Source organism: Neobittarella massiliensis (ex Bilen et al. 2018), assembly GCF_900289145.1.
GTDB classification, from domain to species: Bacteria; Bacillota; Clostridia; order Oscillospirales; family Ruminococcaceae; genus Neobittarella; species Neobittarella massiliensis.
Genome location: NZ_OKQO01000008.1, coordinates 62,641 through 78,589 on the forward strand (window position 1 = coordinate 62,641; position 15,949 = coordinate 78,589).

Here is a 15,949-nt window from a genome sequence, read left to right on the forward strand (position 1 = left end):
AGCGGGCACCTCACTTTTTTAAAGTCGGGTCACCTGGCCGGCTGCGGCCCGGTCTTGGGGCTGTGCAGGCTGGGGTCGTTGCGGGCCAGTATCTTTTTAAACTGCACCGAAAAGGTGATGACGGTGGTCAAAGTGGCGATGATGTCGGCCACCGGCTCGGCAAAGAACACCGCAAACACCTTGTCAGACAGCAGCGCCGGCATGATGTAGATGAGCGGGATGAGCAAAAAGATCTTGCGCAGCAGCGCCAAAAACAGCGAGATCTTGGCCTGCCCCACGGCGATAAAGGTCTGCTGGCAGGCGATCTGCGCCCCCAGGATGAACCCTGCCCCCAGGTATACCCGCAGGGCCGACACAGTGGCCGCCGCCAGCGCCTTATCGCTGGTAAAGATGGCGATGAACGGCTTGGGCGCCAGCATCATCAGCCCCCAAAACAGCACCGCGTACCCCATCGAGCTGATGAGCAGCAGCTTAAAGGCCTTTTTCACCCGGTCGTTTTGCTGGGCGCCGTAGTTAAAGCCGATGATGGGCTGGGCCCCCTGCGTCAGGCCGGTCAGCGGCAGCATCAGCACCTGCATCAGGCTCGAGAGGATGGCCATCGAGCCCACGGCGATGTCGCCGCCGTAGCGCTGCAGCGACGAGTTGAGCGATACCGATACCATGCTCTCGGTGGCCTGCATGATAAACGGTGAGCAGCCCAGCGCCAGCACCGGCAGCAAGATCTTGGCCCTGGGTTTTAAGCTGTGCGGGCGGATGCGCAGCTTCGAGCGCCTGCTCGACAAGAACCACACCACCCATACAGCCGATACTGCCTGCGAGATGATGGTGGCCAGCGCCGCCCCCTGCACGCCCATGTCCAGCCCAAAAATAAGGATGGGGTCGAGCACGATGTTGGTCACCGCACCGATGACCACCGTCAGCATGCCGGTGGTGGCAAAGCCCTGGGTGGTGATAAAGGGGTTGAGCCCCAGCGCCAGCTGCACGAACACGGTGCCGCAGATGTAGATGTCCATGTACCCCAGCGCATAGGGCAGCGTCACGCTGCTGGCGCCAAAGAGCAGCAGCAGTTTTTCTTTAAAGAAGAAGAAAAATACCGTCAGCACCACCGAGATGAACAGCAGCCCGGTCACGCAGTTGCCCAGAATGTTCTCGGCCTCGTCGTCGCGCTTTTGACCCATCTTGATCGAGGCCCGCGGCGCGCCGCCCATACCGATGAGCGACGAAAAGGCCGAGATGATCATAATGATGGGGAAGGTGACCCCCACCCCGGTCAGGGCGGTGGCCCCCACTCCGGCCATGTGGCCGATGTAGATGCGGTCGACGATGTTATAGAGCATGTTCACCAGCTGGGCGGTGATGGCGGGCACGGCCAGCTTAAAAAGCAGCCGGCCCACACTGTCGCGGCCCAGATCATTTTGCGTTTTTGCCATAAAGTCTATTCCTCCTGCTCTCCTGTTTTCCTCTTTTGGGGTGCTCCCCCCGCACGGGGGCGGCGCGCCGTCAACTGCGGCGCAAAATATCCATGAACTCCTCGCCGGTAATGGTCTCCCGCTCCAGCAGGTAGTGGGCCAGCTGGTGCAGCTTGTCGCTGTTTTGCTTGAGGATGTCGATGGCTTTCTGGTGCGCGCTGCGAATGATCGCCAGCACCTCGGCGTCGATCTCGGCGGCCGTCTGGGCCGAGCACAATAAGCTGCCGTCGCCCCCCAGGTACTGGCTGCCGCCGGTCTCCAGGGCCATCATGTCAAACCGCTCGCTCATGCCCAGCCGGGTCACCATGGCCCGGGCCAGCTTGGTGGCCTGCTCAATGTCGTTGGATGCACCGGAGGTGGGGCTGCCGAATATCAGCTCCTCAGCGGCCCGCCCGCCGGTAAAGGTGGCGATCTTGTTAAAGGCCTCCTCCTTGGTGGTCAAAAAAGTCTCCTCCTGGGCCACCTGCATGGTGTAGCCCAGCGCGCCAGAGGTGCGGGGCACGATGGTGATCTTGTGCACCGGGGCCGACTCGGTCTGCATGGCCGCCACCAGCGCATGGCCGATCTCGTGGTAGGCCACGATCTCCTTTTCGCGCGGCGAGATAACGGCGCCTTTGCGCTGGTAGCCGGCGATCACCACCTCCACCGCCTCTTCCAGGTCCGACTGCGACACCGCCCGGCGGCCCAGGCGCACCGCCCGCAGCGCGGCCTCGTTTACGATGTTGGCCAGCTCCGCGCCCGAGGCGCCCGAGGTCGCCCGGGCAACAGCGGCAAAGTCTATGTCCGGCCCACAGCTCACGTTTTTGGCGTGCACCTGCAAAATAGCTATGCGCCCCTGCAGGTCGGGCAGCTCCACCGGTATGCGCCGGTCAAAGCGCCCGGGCCGCAGCAGCGCCGGGTCCAGCGTCTCCGGCCGGTTGGTGGCCGCCAGGATCACCACCCCTTTTTGCCCGTCAAAACCGTCCATCTCGGTCAACAGCTGGTTGAGGGTCTGCTCCCGCTCGTCGTTGCCGCCGATGCCGGCGCCGTCCCGCCGCTTGCCGATGGTGTCTATCTCGTCGATGAACACGATGCAGGGGGCCTTCTCCTGGGCCTGCTTAAACAGGTCGCGCACCTTGGCCGCACCGGCGCCCACAAACATCTCCACGAACTCCGAGCCCGAGATCGAGAAAAACGGCACGCTGGCCTCACCGGCCACCGCCTTGGCCAGCAGCGTCTTGCCGGTCCCCGGCGGCCCCACCAGCAGCGCGCCTTTGGGCAGGTTGGCGCCGATCTGGGCGTATTTCTGCGGGTCGTGCAAAAAGTCCACGATCTCGCTCAGCGCCTCCTTGGCCTCCTCCTGCCCGGCCACATCGGCAAAGGTCTTGCCAGTCTGCGACTGCACGTACACCTTGGCGTTAGATTTGCCAAAGCTCATGGCGCCCGGCCCGCCGCCGGCCCGCTTGCTCATGGCGCGAAACAGCAAAATGCCCGGCAGCACCAGCAGCAGCGTGGGCAGCACCCAGGTCAGCAAAAAGTTTACCAGGGGCGAGTTCTCCTTGGGCACCACCCGGTCAAAGGTGATGTCTTTCTGGCTGTGCAGCCGCTCGGTCAGCTGGGGGTCGTCCATGCGGCCGGTCACGTACACCAGCTTTTCGCCGTCCTGTTTTCTCAAAAAGGCGATCTGGTCGTCATCCACCTCCACCCGGCTGATCTCGCCGCTTTCCACCATATCTAAAAAGGTGCCGTAATCCACCTCCTTGGTGCGGCTCTGGCGCAACGCCGGCACCACCAGCGCATTGAATAAAAGCAGCATCAGCAAAGCCAGCACAGCGTAATAGATCAGCGGCTTTTTGGGCGTCTTTTTCACTTCAGTCACGGCGCAGCCTCCTCTAAAGACGGGATGCGCAGCGCATCCAGGTCATCGGGCATGGGCAGTGCCCGTATCTCGTCCAGCAGCGCGTCCAGCGCCCGCAGCCCGTCCACGATGGTCTGCAGCGTGCCGGGATCTACCCGGTATAAGAGCGGGCCGTACACCCCCTGCAGCAGCGACTCGATGGCGTCTATGGTGTCGCGTCCCTTCTGCGACAGGTCGATCTGCACCACCCGCTCGTCCTCCCGGCTGCGCCGCCGCTCCAGCAGCCCCAGCCCGGCGATCTTTTTGGCCAGGGCCGAGCCGTTGGCGCCGGCCATGCCCATGCGCTCACTCAGCTGTCCCACGCTCAGCGGCCCGGTCTGGCGCAGGGTCATCAGCAAAAACACCTGCATGGCCGTCAACCCGTAGTGGCTGTACAGCGGCTGTAGCGCCCGGTCCATGCTGTCGCGCATGCTGCGGTCCAGGTCCCACACGATCTGCTTAAACTGGGTAAATTCCATGGCGGCACCTCCAATTACCTATACTACATATATATTATTCAGGATAGATAAATGCGTCAAGAGCCAATTTGTAAACAATTCTAAAAAACTGTATCTGTTTTTGGGCCAATTCACAAAGTCATCCACCTTCCCGTATAGCGGCGCGTCTCATCGACCAGATCATGCGCCTCAAAAAAAGAGGTGCCGGGCCCCACACGTCCCGCACCTCTTTTAAAAAACGGGTCCCGCCGGGTCCCCCTCGCTGCGCCGCCACCGCCCGCGCCCTGCATCCGTTGCAGCACCACCAGCCCTCTTTTTTGTCGGTCGCCTGTCCCGATGTGTCCTCCGCCGTCTCGCCCCACCTGCATGCGCCCGCCTCCCGGGTCCTATGGGGCAGCCCGCTTCACCGCTATCGGGCTGGCTAAAAAACAGTGGCCCCGCCAACAGGCAGGGCCACTATATGGTCAGACTGATCCCAAGCAGGGGCGGGGAGACCGGGTCATCAGGTCACCGGGTCACAGGCAGCTCTCTAAAAAGGCGCGCACGTCCGCATATACCTCCTGCCGGTTTATCTCGTTGAGCATCTCGTGGCGGCCGCCGGGGTACAGTTTCAGTTCTACCCGCCGCAGGCCGGCTCTCTGCAGCCGGTCATATACCGCCTTCACCCCCTGCCCGTAATCGCCTACCGGGTCCTCTTCGCCGGCAAACAGCAGCACCGGCAGCTCCTTGGGCACACAGCCGGCCCATTCCGGCTGCGACACCCGCCGCAGCACGGTAAACAGGTCTAAATATCCCCGTGCGGTAAACATAAAGTTGCAGTACGCATCGGCTATATAGGCGTCCACCACCGCCTCATCGCGGCTCAGCCAGTCGTAGCGGGTGCGCTTTTCAAAGCGCTTGTTGTAGCTGCCAAAAGCCATAGCCGTCAGCAGTCGGCTGGGTCTTTTGCCGCCGGTCAAAAAGATCAGCGCCTTGGCCACCGCAATGCCCAGCCCGGCCAGCGAGTTGCCGCCGCTGGTGCCGCTGATCAGCGCCCCCTGCAGCTTGTAGCCGTACTTGGCCAAAAAGTCGCGGGCCACGAACGAGCCCATGCTGTGCCCCAGCAAAAAGTAGGGCAGGTCGGCAAAGCGGCTGCGCATCAGGTCACACAGCAGGTTCAGGTTCTCGGTCAAAAACAGGTGGCCGCTCTTTTCACCCAACAGCCCCAGCGCGCTCTTATCCGGTGCGGTCTGGCCGTGGCCCAGATGGTCGGCCCCGCACACCACAAAGCCCGCCTGGGCCAAAAATTGGCAGAACGGCTCGTAGCGGAGGATGTACTCGCACATACCGTGGCTGATCTGCACCACCCCGCGGTAGGGGCGCTGCGGCGGCAGATACACATAGGCTGCCACCGGCTGGTGGTCCTGATAGGAGGGAAAGCTAAACTGTTCGCGGGTCACTTCCATAAGCGCGCTCCTTCGCACATTTTTTCACATACCGTCTGCCCCGCACACCGGCGGGGCAGTTTCACCTCTATCTTACCAGATTTCCGAGAAACTGCAAGCCGTATGCGCCCTACAGCGCCAAAAGCACAAAAAAGTCAACTCGGTCCCGCTCAGTCCAGCCCAGCCCAGCCCAACTCAGCCGCTGTCGCGTCCCTATAACATCAGTAGGAGATGTGCTCTGCCATCTCGCACACCAGCCCATCCGGCGCGGCCCCAACCCCGTCCAGCTTCGCAGGGCCTATATGCTATATGCGGCTGCCGTGTGCTCTCGTTCCCGCGCGCCACCGGTGCCGCCGATCGTGCTGGCTCCTGCTGGAGTGATGCGATCAGCCCTACCGCCCCAATAGGCCCACCACCCAGCGACTTGGCGGCCGAGAACATATCCTCTAAATAGGCCAACTGATAAAGGGCTCCGACATAGATGAGATCGAGATTACCAGCAGCCGCCAGCGCCGCTCCCGGAAAAATAGCACCGTGGTCCCAGCGGCAGAAGATAGCGGGATGTCGGCTATTGACGAGATCGGGCTGGCCCCGCCCCAGCAGTCCTATTTAAATATAGGCGGCCAGTCAAACAGCGCCTGTATCTCCGTAAATAGCGTCACAGCAATCCCCCGCACAGACGCCGCTGTCTGCTGCCTTTAGCCGGTCAGCCCGCATAACAAATGGTAGTGATCGATCATAAAAAAGCTTTTCCCAAAAAACAGGCCGTCATAGGGTTGTCTGTCATCCCACCGGCAATAAAGACGGATAGAGAGGTCCTTATAAAAAACCAGAGCCGCCCTTACGGCGGCTCTGGTAAGCATAACTCAGTAGTCTTTATAAACGATGTTCATATCCACACGCCCACTATCTACTTTATAGGGGGCGCCGGCGGGAGTTCCCTCGCTGCTGTACTGCCACATATCGGCGCCGGATACACCGGGAGCCAATACATCGTAGTGGGCGATCCACTTGTCGTGAGCACCGACCGTCCCCGCGTCGATAAAGGAATTATAGAAGGAGGAGGAAGCATAGATCATCGGCTTATACCCGGCAGCGCGGATCTTAGCCAGATATCTGCGGGCAAACTCGGTCATAGTCTCTTTAAATTTGGCGTTGCCCATGGCAGAGGGGTGCAGCCCGTTGTTCGTCCAGTAGGAGTTATACTCCAGATCGTAGGCCACCGGCAGTGTGATCTTGTCCTTGTATTTGTCAAGGATACGGATCAAAAAGTCGGCTTCTTTTTCGGCTTCCTCCGCATTTAGCGCATAGCTGAAGTGGTAAACACCCACTTTCAGGCCAGCGGCAGTAGCCTCGTTTATATATTTGTCAAAGTTAGAGTCGATGTATTTGCTGTCACTTTCGGTAGAGCCGGGGTAACTATAGCAGGCACGCAACATCACATAGTCTACACCGCTTGCCTTGAGCTGAGCAAAATTGATGTTTGAGTTGGCGTAAGACAGGTCTACCATCCGGTGCTTGCCGGCACTGACGACATCGATGCGACAGGTGGCGGCGTTGCCGTATTTGTCCACCGCCGTAATGTTGGCTGTGCCAACAGCCTTAGCGGTGACCATACCGCCCGAGACTGAGGCAACCGCATTGTTGCTGCTCGACCAAGACACAGCCTCGCTCCAAATGCTGCTCGTTGTCTTGACCACTGTGTAGAGCTGCCTTGTCTCGGATTGAGCCAGTGTAAAATAGGTACCCTGTAAGTAGGGGCTGTAACTGCCGGTTACTTGAAAATCTATCCATTTGTCAATGGTCTTACCGTCCTTGGTAGCTGTGATTCTAAATGAATATTTGCCCTGCGCTAGATACTGCGGTACGGTCCAACTGACATTATGGCTGCCGGCGGCATAGTTCTGATTATGTACTGCATAGCCTAAAAATTTACTGCTGCTCCACATTTCCACGGAACAATTTGCCGCCTGGCTGATCTTAAAAGAAAGCGAAATTTTGTTTCCCGCAGTAGAGGCATTTACAGAAGATACACTCGTAGAAGTATTACTGATGGACAGAGTGCTGGACTTGACGGTGAAGTCGACCCATCTATCGACCTCTTTTCCGTTTTGCAGCGACACGATGCGGAAAGAGTACTTGCCGTCAGCCAGGTTTTGCGGGACGCTCCAGGTCACGGAATTGCTGCCCGCAGAAAAGGGCTGGTTGTTGGCGACATAGCCGACAAAACTGGTGGTGCTCCACACCTGTACAGAACAGGTGGCGGCTTTCGACAGTGTAAAGGTGCAGCTGAGTTTGCTGTCTTTAGCAGGGTCGATAGTGGATGCGCTAGCCGAACCTGCAGAGATAGAAAACGGCATGTTTTTCACAGTGAAGTCGACCCATCTATCGACCTCTTTTCCGTTTTGCAGCGACACGATGCGGAAAGAGTACTTACCGTCAGCCAGGTTTTGCGGGACGCTCCAGGTCACGGAATTGCTGCCCGCAGAAAAGGACTGGTTGTTGGCGATATAGCCGACAAAACTGGTGGTGCTCCACACCTGTACAGAACAGGAGGCGGCTCTCGACAGTGTAAAGGTGCAGCTGAGTTTGCTGTCTTTAGCAGGGTCGATAGTGGATGCGCTAGCCGAACCTGCAGAGATAGANACATAGCCGACAAAACTGGTGGTGCTCCACACCTGTACAGAACAGGAGGCGGCTCTCGACAGTGTAAAGGTGCAGCTGAGTTTGCTGTCTTTAGCAGGGTCGATAGTGGATGCGCTAGCCGAACCTGCAGAGATAGAAAACGGCATGTTTTTCACAGTGAAGTCGACCCATCTATCGACCTCTTTTCCGTTTTGCAGCGACACGATGCGGAAAGAGTACTTGCCGTCAGCCAGGTTTTGCGGGACGCTCCAGGTCACGGAATTGCTGCCCGCAGAAAAGGATTGGTTGTTGGCGGCATAGCCGACAAAACTGGTGGTGCTCCACACCTGTACAGAACAGGTGGTTGCACTCGTCAAGGTGAAGTTACAGATCAGTTTGACACCAGCAGAAGGGTCCACCTCTACCTGATTGACCGAAGCATCGGTGATCTGCTCAGTAGTATTGGCATATACCTCCGGCTCAGATACCTGTTTGGTAGCAAACGGTTCCTCCGAAGATTCCTCTGCCCAAACTATACTGCCAGGCATACAACTGCCGGCTAAAATAGCAATAGACAGTAAAAAAGATACTATTTTTTTCATAACACGCTCCTCACATTTTAAGTAGATAGATTATACAAATGTAGGCCTATCAGTGAACACTACACAGTGTACAAATATGGTGTTGCAGATCCTCTGAAATTCCTGTCACTGGAAGTGGCAATAAATTTTCTGACATCTGTTTTTCAAATTGTTGATATATAGAAACTTCGCCCAACAGAGGGCTCATCTTATAAGCGGCGAGTAGATGTTCCAGCTCCTCTTGACAATCGTATTTATAAAGTAGCGACAAATCCTCTATCGTATCTGACAGAGAAGTGGACTCCTTTTTGTCATCAGCACCATACTCGGGATACTCGGGGATCGCCTCCTGAAAGACAGATATATCGCTTATGTACAGTATCTGATATCCCTCTCTTAACAATCTGATCGACAGATCAGCAGTGTAGCGATATGACGGAAAATGTTGGTCATCAAAACCACCTACCGCATGGAAGACATCCCGCCTAAAAACAGTACAGTTATCAGTAAAGAAGATAGCCTTACGACTCGAACTATCAAAATGAGAGCTATTGTCCCATGGGATCGTGCGTACTTCTACACATGCAGTCTGCTTATCTGTGAACCACCCGGGCAAAGAGAGTAAAAATGCGGGAGGGAAAACAGTTACGGTACTGCACAGTACAAGATAGGTAAACGGTGAGTTTTGTGCAGCAAGGTTGTATAGCCGAGCCTTGGTAGAAGTACTCGAAAATTTGTACTGGATATCCAGTGACCGATATTTTTTTCTGAGTGCGTCGATCTCAGATACCGATAATACCTGCGCTTTAGAGCAGTCACTCATGTAGATACCAACATGTTGAAATACATCTCGCGACAACATGACTGCCTGTTCCAACGAAGCCAGCATACGCTCCACTTGCCTTACATTCCCATCTTTTAAAATGATCTGTATCTGTACAGATGGACCATCCATCGCTACTCACCTCCTATCTGTGCGAGCTCTAAAAAACGTACGCAGTCCTTTTTTTTGACCTTTTTTCTGGTGCGTGCTCTCAACAGGCTCTTCTTTGATCGGTTCAGAATACTCAGAGGGCAGGATAGCAGATAGGTCTTTTTCCTGTTGGGCGATCTCTTCCTTTTTTTGCATTTCGCTCTTAGCCCATTGCCGATGATCTTCGTCTAAAGAGAAAACATGACCGGTAAATTCCACTTCAGCAGGGATGCCCAAATCATCTATATCAGATAGAAAGAATTGCGGATCAGGCTGAAGAAAAATAAAAGATTCTTTCTCACAGCAAAACAGTCCGTTGCTTTCAAGATCTGCCGCCGCATAAATCTTTTCCCGTTCGTCCCTATACCGCAAAATAATATGTGGAGAACGTACGCCGATATCGCCTGTCTCTCCGGGATCAATGCGAAGGGATACAAGGTCCACCACAAGGTCTTCTAGGGAAAATGCAAAACGTAAAAAAGTACCGCACATGTTACAATAGCTTTCAAACGAATACTTCTCTGAAAGTCCCATCCCCGCATCAATGTATAAACGCGCAGAATACCGTTTATATGGTGGATCGGTCAATAATTGCTCGGGTCGGGTGACCAGAACACGCTCAGACTCGAGCTGCCCTATCACAGCCTGTCTGTTCTTTTCCCACTCCTGAGGAGAATGGGCCGCCCTGGAACTGTCTATATTCCAAAGCCGATATATCGATGTCCGCCGGTCACAATCAGATACGCCACAGAGAAACGCCGCCCGCATCAAAAGCTCCCAATCCTCATTGGTGGTGAGGTCTTCATTAAATCGAAAGCCGCACTGGTAAAACAAGTAAGAGGGGAGAGCATAGACGGTGGTAGGAGAGTGATTTACTCGCAGGTGATCAACCATGTGGAAAGGAATACAGTAACCACTGTTAACCGGCCCACAGGAAACCAGCCCCACAGTGCCGTTTTCTAACGCCACCTCTCTCCACGGCTGCGCATAGCCGTAACAGTGCAGGATGGCCCCTGGGTTTTGATTGGCCAGATCATAAAAAGTCTCTACCCAATCAGAGGTGACCAGGTCATCGTCGTCGAGCGTACAGATATAAGCGCCGCCTGCCGCAGTATAGCCCACATTGAGCGGGGTGGTGCGGTTCCCATACGATACCTCGATCAGACGAATACGCGACTGCAGCCAACCCGGCTGCCGTTCGATCAGCGCCTGTGTATGCTGCCTGCCCGTCTCGTCCATCTTGTGCCCGATGAGCAGCACCTCAAAATCCGTACAGGTCTGGGCGCTCAAGCACAAAAGCACCTCCGCCAGCTTGGCCGGGCGTGTCCCCTGGGTGCGCATGACGATCGACAAAAACGGCGAAACGACAGCCTTATCTTTTAGTGCGCACGGCGCAGCGGGGCGACACATCCAGCAAAACTGCTCAGTATACAGCTCCTGGTCGCTCACCGCTTTTAGCTTTTCTATAAATGAGAAAGCATCGCTGCCCGGCGATAGAAAAATGCTGTCGGATGCAGTGAGACGCGCCCGCTCACTCTCGCGGTCAAAGGTCAGCCCGCTTTTTTCTTCACAGGTGAACCCGCAGGCAGCTAAAAGATCCAGCAGCGCTTTTTCTGAAAACCCTCTTAAGCAGTAGCGGTCTTCTTCACTGAGCCGACCGTCAAGTAGGCGGGCAGCGGTGAACAGATTACCGGCATTGGGGGTGCCGATCAGCAGCACGGTATCGCGGCAGAGGACATGTTCAGAAAATATTTTTAGCAGGGGACTTATCCAGTCGTCCTCCGCCAGCAGGGGTTCTACATAGATCACCGCTATCGGCTTACCGCCGGTAGCTTCGTCCAATAGATCAGCATCTTCAAAAAATTGGGCGCAGTCAATACACCCCTTATTGCCGCCGGGGGCTACAGCTAAATAGTGCAGGCCAAAAGATGCCGCCAACTCTGCCTGCGACGTGCTCTCCTGGGTGTAAAGCTGCATAAAAAAATCGCCTTTCTCAAGAGGTACATTCTCTAAAAAAGACTCAAATATCGCTTGTCCACCACCGGTCAATGCCGCCATTTGCTATCCTCCGTGCCGCAAACAGAAGGTATTTCTGCACAACATTCTTACATGTACAGTATATAGAAGTAGGTACACAAAGTCAATTTGTGACAAATAATTTGTACCTCTTAAATAGGAAGTAATAACTGGAAACAGTCATAACGAAAAAGAGCATAGAGGCGTACTTTGCCGCTCTTTTGGTACGGGCGCTGTCAAGAGCTGCTGGCAGTGTCTGTTAAGATCTCCCAAAACTGTACCCCAGCAAGCCGCGTTGAATGGCCCCTCTAAGAAGTCGCAACAGCAAAAGCATACCCGGCCTTTGACCAAAACATGTCGTATGCCTGCAGACACATATATTCTAAGCCGCACCGACCAAACGCCCCGCCCCAAACACAGGCACAAAATATAGCGCGACCTGGCGCACCGAAACCCTCAACAGTGCTTGTGTCTATAAAAACAAATATCCGTTTGGCGCTGGCAAAAAGAAAACGCACCCCACAAAGTGAGATGCGCATCTTGCATGCAGGCTCAGCCTGCTGGTGCCGGTGGCCGGACTCGAACCGGCACGGTATCACTACCGGTGGATTTTGAGTCCACTACGTCTGCCAATTCCATCACACCGGCGTCTGGTGCATTGATAGTATACACAATCCACAGCCAAAATGCAAGCCTCTGCCGCCGCCTTTTTTCTCGCCGCAATACCCGCACCCGCCGCCGTCCCCACTACCCGCCGAACACCCGCCAGATACCGCCCTTCACCACAAGTCACAGTATAAGGTAAAGCGATAAAAAGCAGAGAAAAATAAAACCTGTCACCACAAAAAGTACAATATATCTTGTTTTATACACCTAAAAATTATATAGTAGATACAAAACAGTCTGTACCGCTCCTACTCGCACCGCATGGCCGGCAACGGCTCTGCCTCTTCGCCGCCGCATCCGCGGCGCAGCCAGTATCAGCCCATAATGGCCGGCAGCACGGCTCTCCATGCCGCCGGCCCGTACAGCGCCAACACCAGAGAGCACAGAGGGGTCTCCCATGAAAAAGCAGTGGATAAAACGCCTGACCGCGCTCGCACTGTGCGCAGCGATGCTGCTCGCCGGCAGCGCCACCACCTGGGCCGAAAGCGCCGGCGATCTACCCGCCGCGGCCGAAGAGACCGAGATGTTCTCGGTCTCCGCCTACGGCGACGGGGTCCGTATCGACAGCTTCAGCAGCGCCTATATCCAGTCGCTCACCGCTGCCGAGCGGCAGCATATCGCGGTGGTCATCCCGGCCACCTACCGCGGCCGGCCGGTGCGGGCCATCGGGCGCCAGGCGTTCTCCACCTTCAGCTCTCCCTTCGCCTTTTACGAAGATGTCAACTTCACCTCGCTGGATATGTCCGCCGCCACCGAGCTGCGCCACATCGAAGACTATGCCTTCTACTCCTCCAAAGGCGCCGCCGGCTTTCAGGGGCCGCTGGTCCTGCCGGCCGGCCTGGAATCTACCGGCTCGTTTTGCTTTGCCTTCTGTTCTGGCTTCACCGGCGACCTGCTGCTGCCCAACAGCCTCACCGACATGGGCGGCTCCACCTTTTACGGCTGCAGCGGCCTAAACGGGGCGCTGCGCCTGCCGCAAGACCCGTCCTTCACCACCGTGGCCGACCAGCTGTTCGACGGCTGTGCCTTTACCGGGCCACTGGTCATCCCCAGCACCGTCACCAGTATAAAAAAGCACGCCTTTTTGGGCAACCACTTCAGCGGTGCCCTGCAGCTGCCCGCCGGTCTCACCGAGATCGGCGCCGCCGCCTTTTCCGGCTGTAGTTACCTGACCGGCGCGCTGGTGCTGCCAGAAAGTCTCACCGCCGTGGGCGACCAGGCTTTTCAGGATTGCAGCGGTCTTGGCGGTGTGCTGCACCTGCCCGATGCACTGGTGCAGATCGGCAGTCAGGCCTTTTACGGCACCGGCGTGCAAACGGTGTATCTGCCCAATAGCGCCGCCACCCAGCTCACAAACGGCGGCTCGGCCTTCAACTCCTGCAGCGCGCTCACCGCCATCGTCTCACCGCCCGACCTCTACACCGCCTACCGCGAAAAGATCACCGCCTCGGCGCCCGGCAAGCTGCTGTCCTACCCGCTGCAGGTGCAGTTCGATACCGGCGTCGCCCCGGTCTCCTGCCTGTTCGGCCGCCCCCTCAATTACCGCCTCGACCCCGCCACCGGCATGTGGGGCCCCGACAGCAGCTATACGCTGCCCTCGGCCGGCGCCGATCCGGCCCCCGGCTACAAAATGGGCTGGTGCTTCGAGCAGAGCAGTGTGCCCGACCGCGACGCCGTCACCCCCAACACGCTGGTCACCGGCGCCACCCTGTACGCCCAGCAGCTTTACAGCTGGCCGTCCATCACCCAGCAGCAGGCCGATATCGACCAGGTCTACGATGGCCAGCCGGTCAAAATGACGATGCAGGCCAGCGGCAGCGCCCCCAGCCCCTACCGGGTGCTCTACTGCTGGTACCGCTTGCAGAGCGACTACACCCTCAAAAACATCAAAAACAGCACCGCCACCAGCTACCCGCTGCAAGAGCCCGGCGACAGCGGCACCTATGTGGTGTACCCCCGCGCCTACGACACCAGCACCGGCAAGATCGGCAAAGTGCTGGGCGAGTTCGAGTTCCGGGTGCAGATCCGCAAGCGCCCCGCCGACCTGCACCCCAGCTGCAGCGCCCGCGGCCAGCTGGAAGACGGCCTGCCCGCCCTGTCTCTGGCCGAGTCGGATACCGCCGGCACCATCAGCTGGGACCCGGGCCAGACCCCCGCGCTGGGCAAAAACAGCTACCGCTGGACCTTTACGCCCAGCGACCCGCAGCACGACGAAGGTGCTGCCGGCCAGCTGGAAGTCGAGCTGGTGCAGACCCGCACCATCACCGCCACCGCCGGCGACCACGGCAGCATCAGCCCCGCCGGCCCCAGCGAGGTGGACCTGGGGCAGAGCGGCAGCTACACCTTTTGGCCCGACCCGGGTTACCGGGTAGACAAACTGCTGGTAGACGGCGCGGCGGTGCCGGCGGCAAACATCTACACCTTTACCGATGTGCAGGCCCACCACACTATCGCCGTGTTTTTCGCCCCGCTGCAAAAACAAGAGGTACAGCAGATGATCGAGGAGCTGCCCCAGCTGCCGCCCGACGCCACGCCCCAGCAGCAGGCCCAGGCCACAAAACAGGTGCTGGAGGCCAAAGTCGCCTATGAAGGGATCTCTGACGGGGGAGGGGAGCTGTCCGACGAGCACACCCAAAAACTCTGCCAGGCGCTGGCCGCGCTGCCCCAGGTGGAGGTGGTGCTCGAGCAGAGCGAGACCGTGCTCTCGTCCCCCAACGCCTCGCTGCTGCTGCGCGCCATGACCGCACAGGAGGCCCGCGCACTGCAGAGCGGCGAGATCACCCACTACCAGGTGGCGCTGGTGGTGGGCCAGCCGTCGGTCGACAGCGCCCAGCAGCAGGCCATCACCCAGGCGCTGGGCAGCTACCGTGAGGGCAGCCGCTACGGCGTCACCGTGCACAAGCGGATGTATAAAAACGACCTGCTGCAGACCGAGCAGATCTCGTCCCTGCCGGCCCCCATACAGCTGGTGCTGGCAGTGCCCGAGCAGCTGCAGGCGCCCCAACAGGTGGGGCGGCAGTTCGCCGTGCTGCGGGTGCACCAGCTGCCCGGCGGCAGCTATACCGCTCAGCTTTTGCCGGCACACGCCGTCGACGGGCAGCAGATCGCCGTGTATACCGACCGCTTCTCCACCTACAGCCTGGTCTACCGCGACGACCCGCAGCTCTGTCAGGTCACCTTCGTCACCGGCGGCAGCCACATCCCCGGGCAAACGGTGGCCTACGGCGCCAACATCCCCCGCCCGCAGTCCCCGGTGCGCAGCGGCTGGCAGTTTACCGGCTGGTACGCCGATCAGGCCGGCACCCGCCGGTGGGATTTTGATGCCGACACCGTCAGCGGCGACACGGTGCTCTACGCCGGCTGGACCCAGCAGGCCGCCTCGGCCCAAGATGGCCCTGCACCGGCCGAGCCCGGCAGCCGTCCCGCCGCCACCGGCGACTGCTGCGCCCACCCCATTCTGCCGCTGCTACTGGCGGCACTCGCCGTCCCGCTGATCGCCGTCTGTCGCCGCCGCTCTGTCCGGTAGCGGCGCCAAAGCGGCAGCCCTGAGTTCCTCCAAAATGCAGGCAGCCCTCTCTTTGCAGAGGGCTGCCTTTTTGTCCCATTATTCCGCCGCCCCACTGCCGCCGCCCGGCCGTCTGTCGGCAGGCCCGTCGATCTGCTCTCTGCCGACCGCCAAATGTGCAAGATATGTCGCAAAACGCACAAATATCGCTTTACACCTGCCCGCCCGGTGTGCTATACTAAAAAGGTCTGAAAAGAGACTTTTGTTATAAGGTGTTGCCCTGGCGGGGCTGAGGGCCGCCGGTAGCACTTTCTATTTTTTTGCCTGCCGCCTTTCGGGCCGGCAGCGCGCGCACC

General features: G+C 58.0%; 8 protein-coding genes and 1 tRNA gene. 1 reads left to right on the forward strand and 8 read right to left on the reverse strand.

Going from position 1 to position 15,949, the window contains the following annotated elements; genetic code table 11:
- Positions 1-29 precede the first annotated feature (29 nt).
- The 8 genes from C6Y32_RS12020 to C6Y32_RS12060 form a co-directional block, all read right to left on the reverse strand.
- Positions 30-1,430, reverse strand: coding sequence for an MATE family efflux transporter (locus C6Y32_RS12020; RefSeq protein ID WP_105205510.1), 1,401 nt, complete (start codon positions 1,428-1,430; stop codon positions 30-32).
- Between the two features lie 70 nt (positions 1,431-1,500).
- Complete coding sequence (gene ftsH / locus C6Y32_RS12025) at positions 1,501-3,327, reverse strand: ATP-dependent zinc metalloprotease FtsH (RefSeq protein WP_279386213.1); 1,827 nt, start codon at positions 3,325-3,327, stop codon at positions 1,501-1,503.
- The gene (locus tag C6Y32_RS12030) at positions 3,324-3,824 is read right to left on the reverse strand and encodes a MarR family winged helix-turn-helix transcriptional regulator (protein WP_105205511.1); all 501 of its coding nucleotides are present in this window, start codon (positions 3,822-3,824) and stop codon (positions 3,324-3,326) included. The genes ftsH and C6Y32_RS12030 overlap by 4 nt, the downstream gene beginning before the upstream one ends.
- Before the next feature lie 494 nt (positions 3,825-4,318).
- Positions 4,319-5,248, reverse strand: a complete 930-nt coding sequence (locus C6Y32_RS12040) for an alpha/beta fold hydrolase (protein ID WP_105205513.1) — start codon at positions 5,246-5,248, stop codon at positions 4,319-4,321.
- 845 nt (positions 5,249-6,093) lie between these two features.
- Complete coding sequence (locus C6Y32_RS12045; RefSeq protein ID WP_105205514.1) at positions 6,094-8,454, reverse strand: GH25 family lysozyme; 2,361 nt, start codon at positions 8,452-8,454, stop codon at positions 6,094-6,096.
- Positions 8,455-8,503: 49 nt separating this feature from the next.
- Positions 8,504-9,388: a glycosyltransferase family 2 protein gene (locus C6Y32_RS12050; RefSeq protein WP_105205515.1), complete on the reverse strand. Its 885-nt coding sequence runs from the start codon at positions 9,386-9,388 to the stop codon at positions 8,504-8,506.
- 6 nt (positions 9,389-9,394) lie between these two features.
- On the reverse strand, positions 9,395-11,464 hold the full coding sequence (locus C6Y32_RS12055; protein WP_105205516.1) for a glycosyltransferase family 2 protein: 2,070 nt from the start codon (positions 11,462-11,464) through the stop codon (positions 9,395-9,397).
- A gap of 519 nt (positions 11,465-11,983) precedes the next feature.
- Positions 11,984-12,070: transfer RNA gene (locus C6Y32_RS12060), tRNA-Leu, on the reverse strand.
- A gap of 415 nt (positions 12,071-12,485) precedes the next feature.
- Here C6Y32_RS12060 and C6Y32_RS12065 point away from each other — a divergent pair.
- A complete protein-coding gene (locus tag C6Y32_RS12065) occupies positions 12,486-15,614 on the forward strand; it encodes a leucine-rich repeat protein (protein ID WP_164998264.1) in 3,129 nt (1,042 codons plus the stop codon).
- Positions 15,615-15,949: the final 335 nt, after the last annotated feature.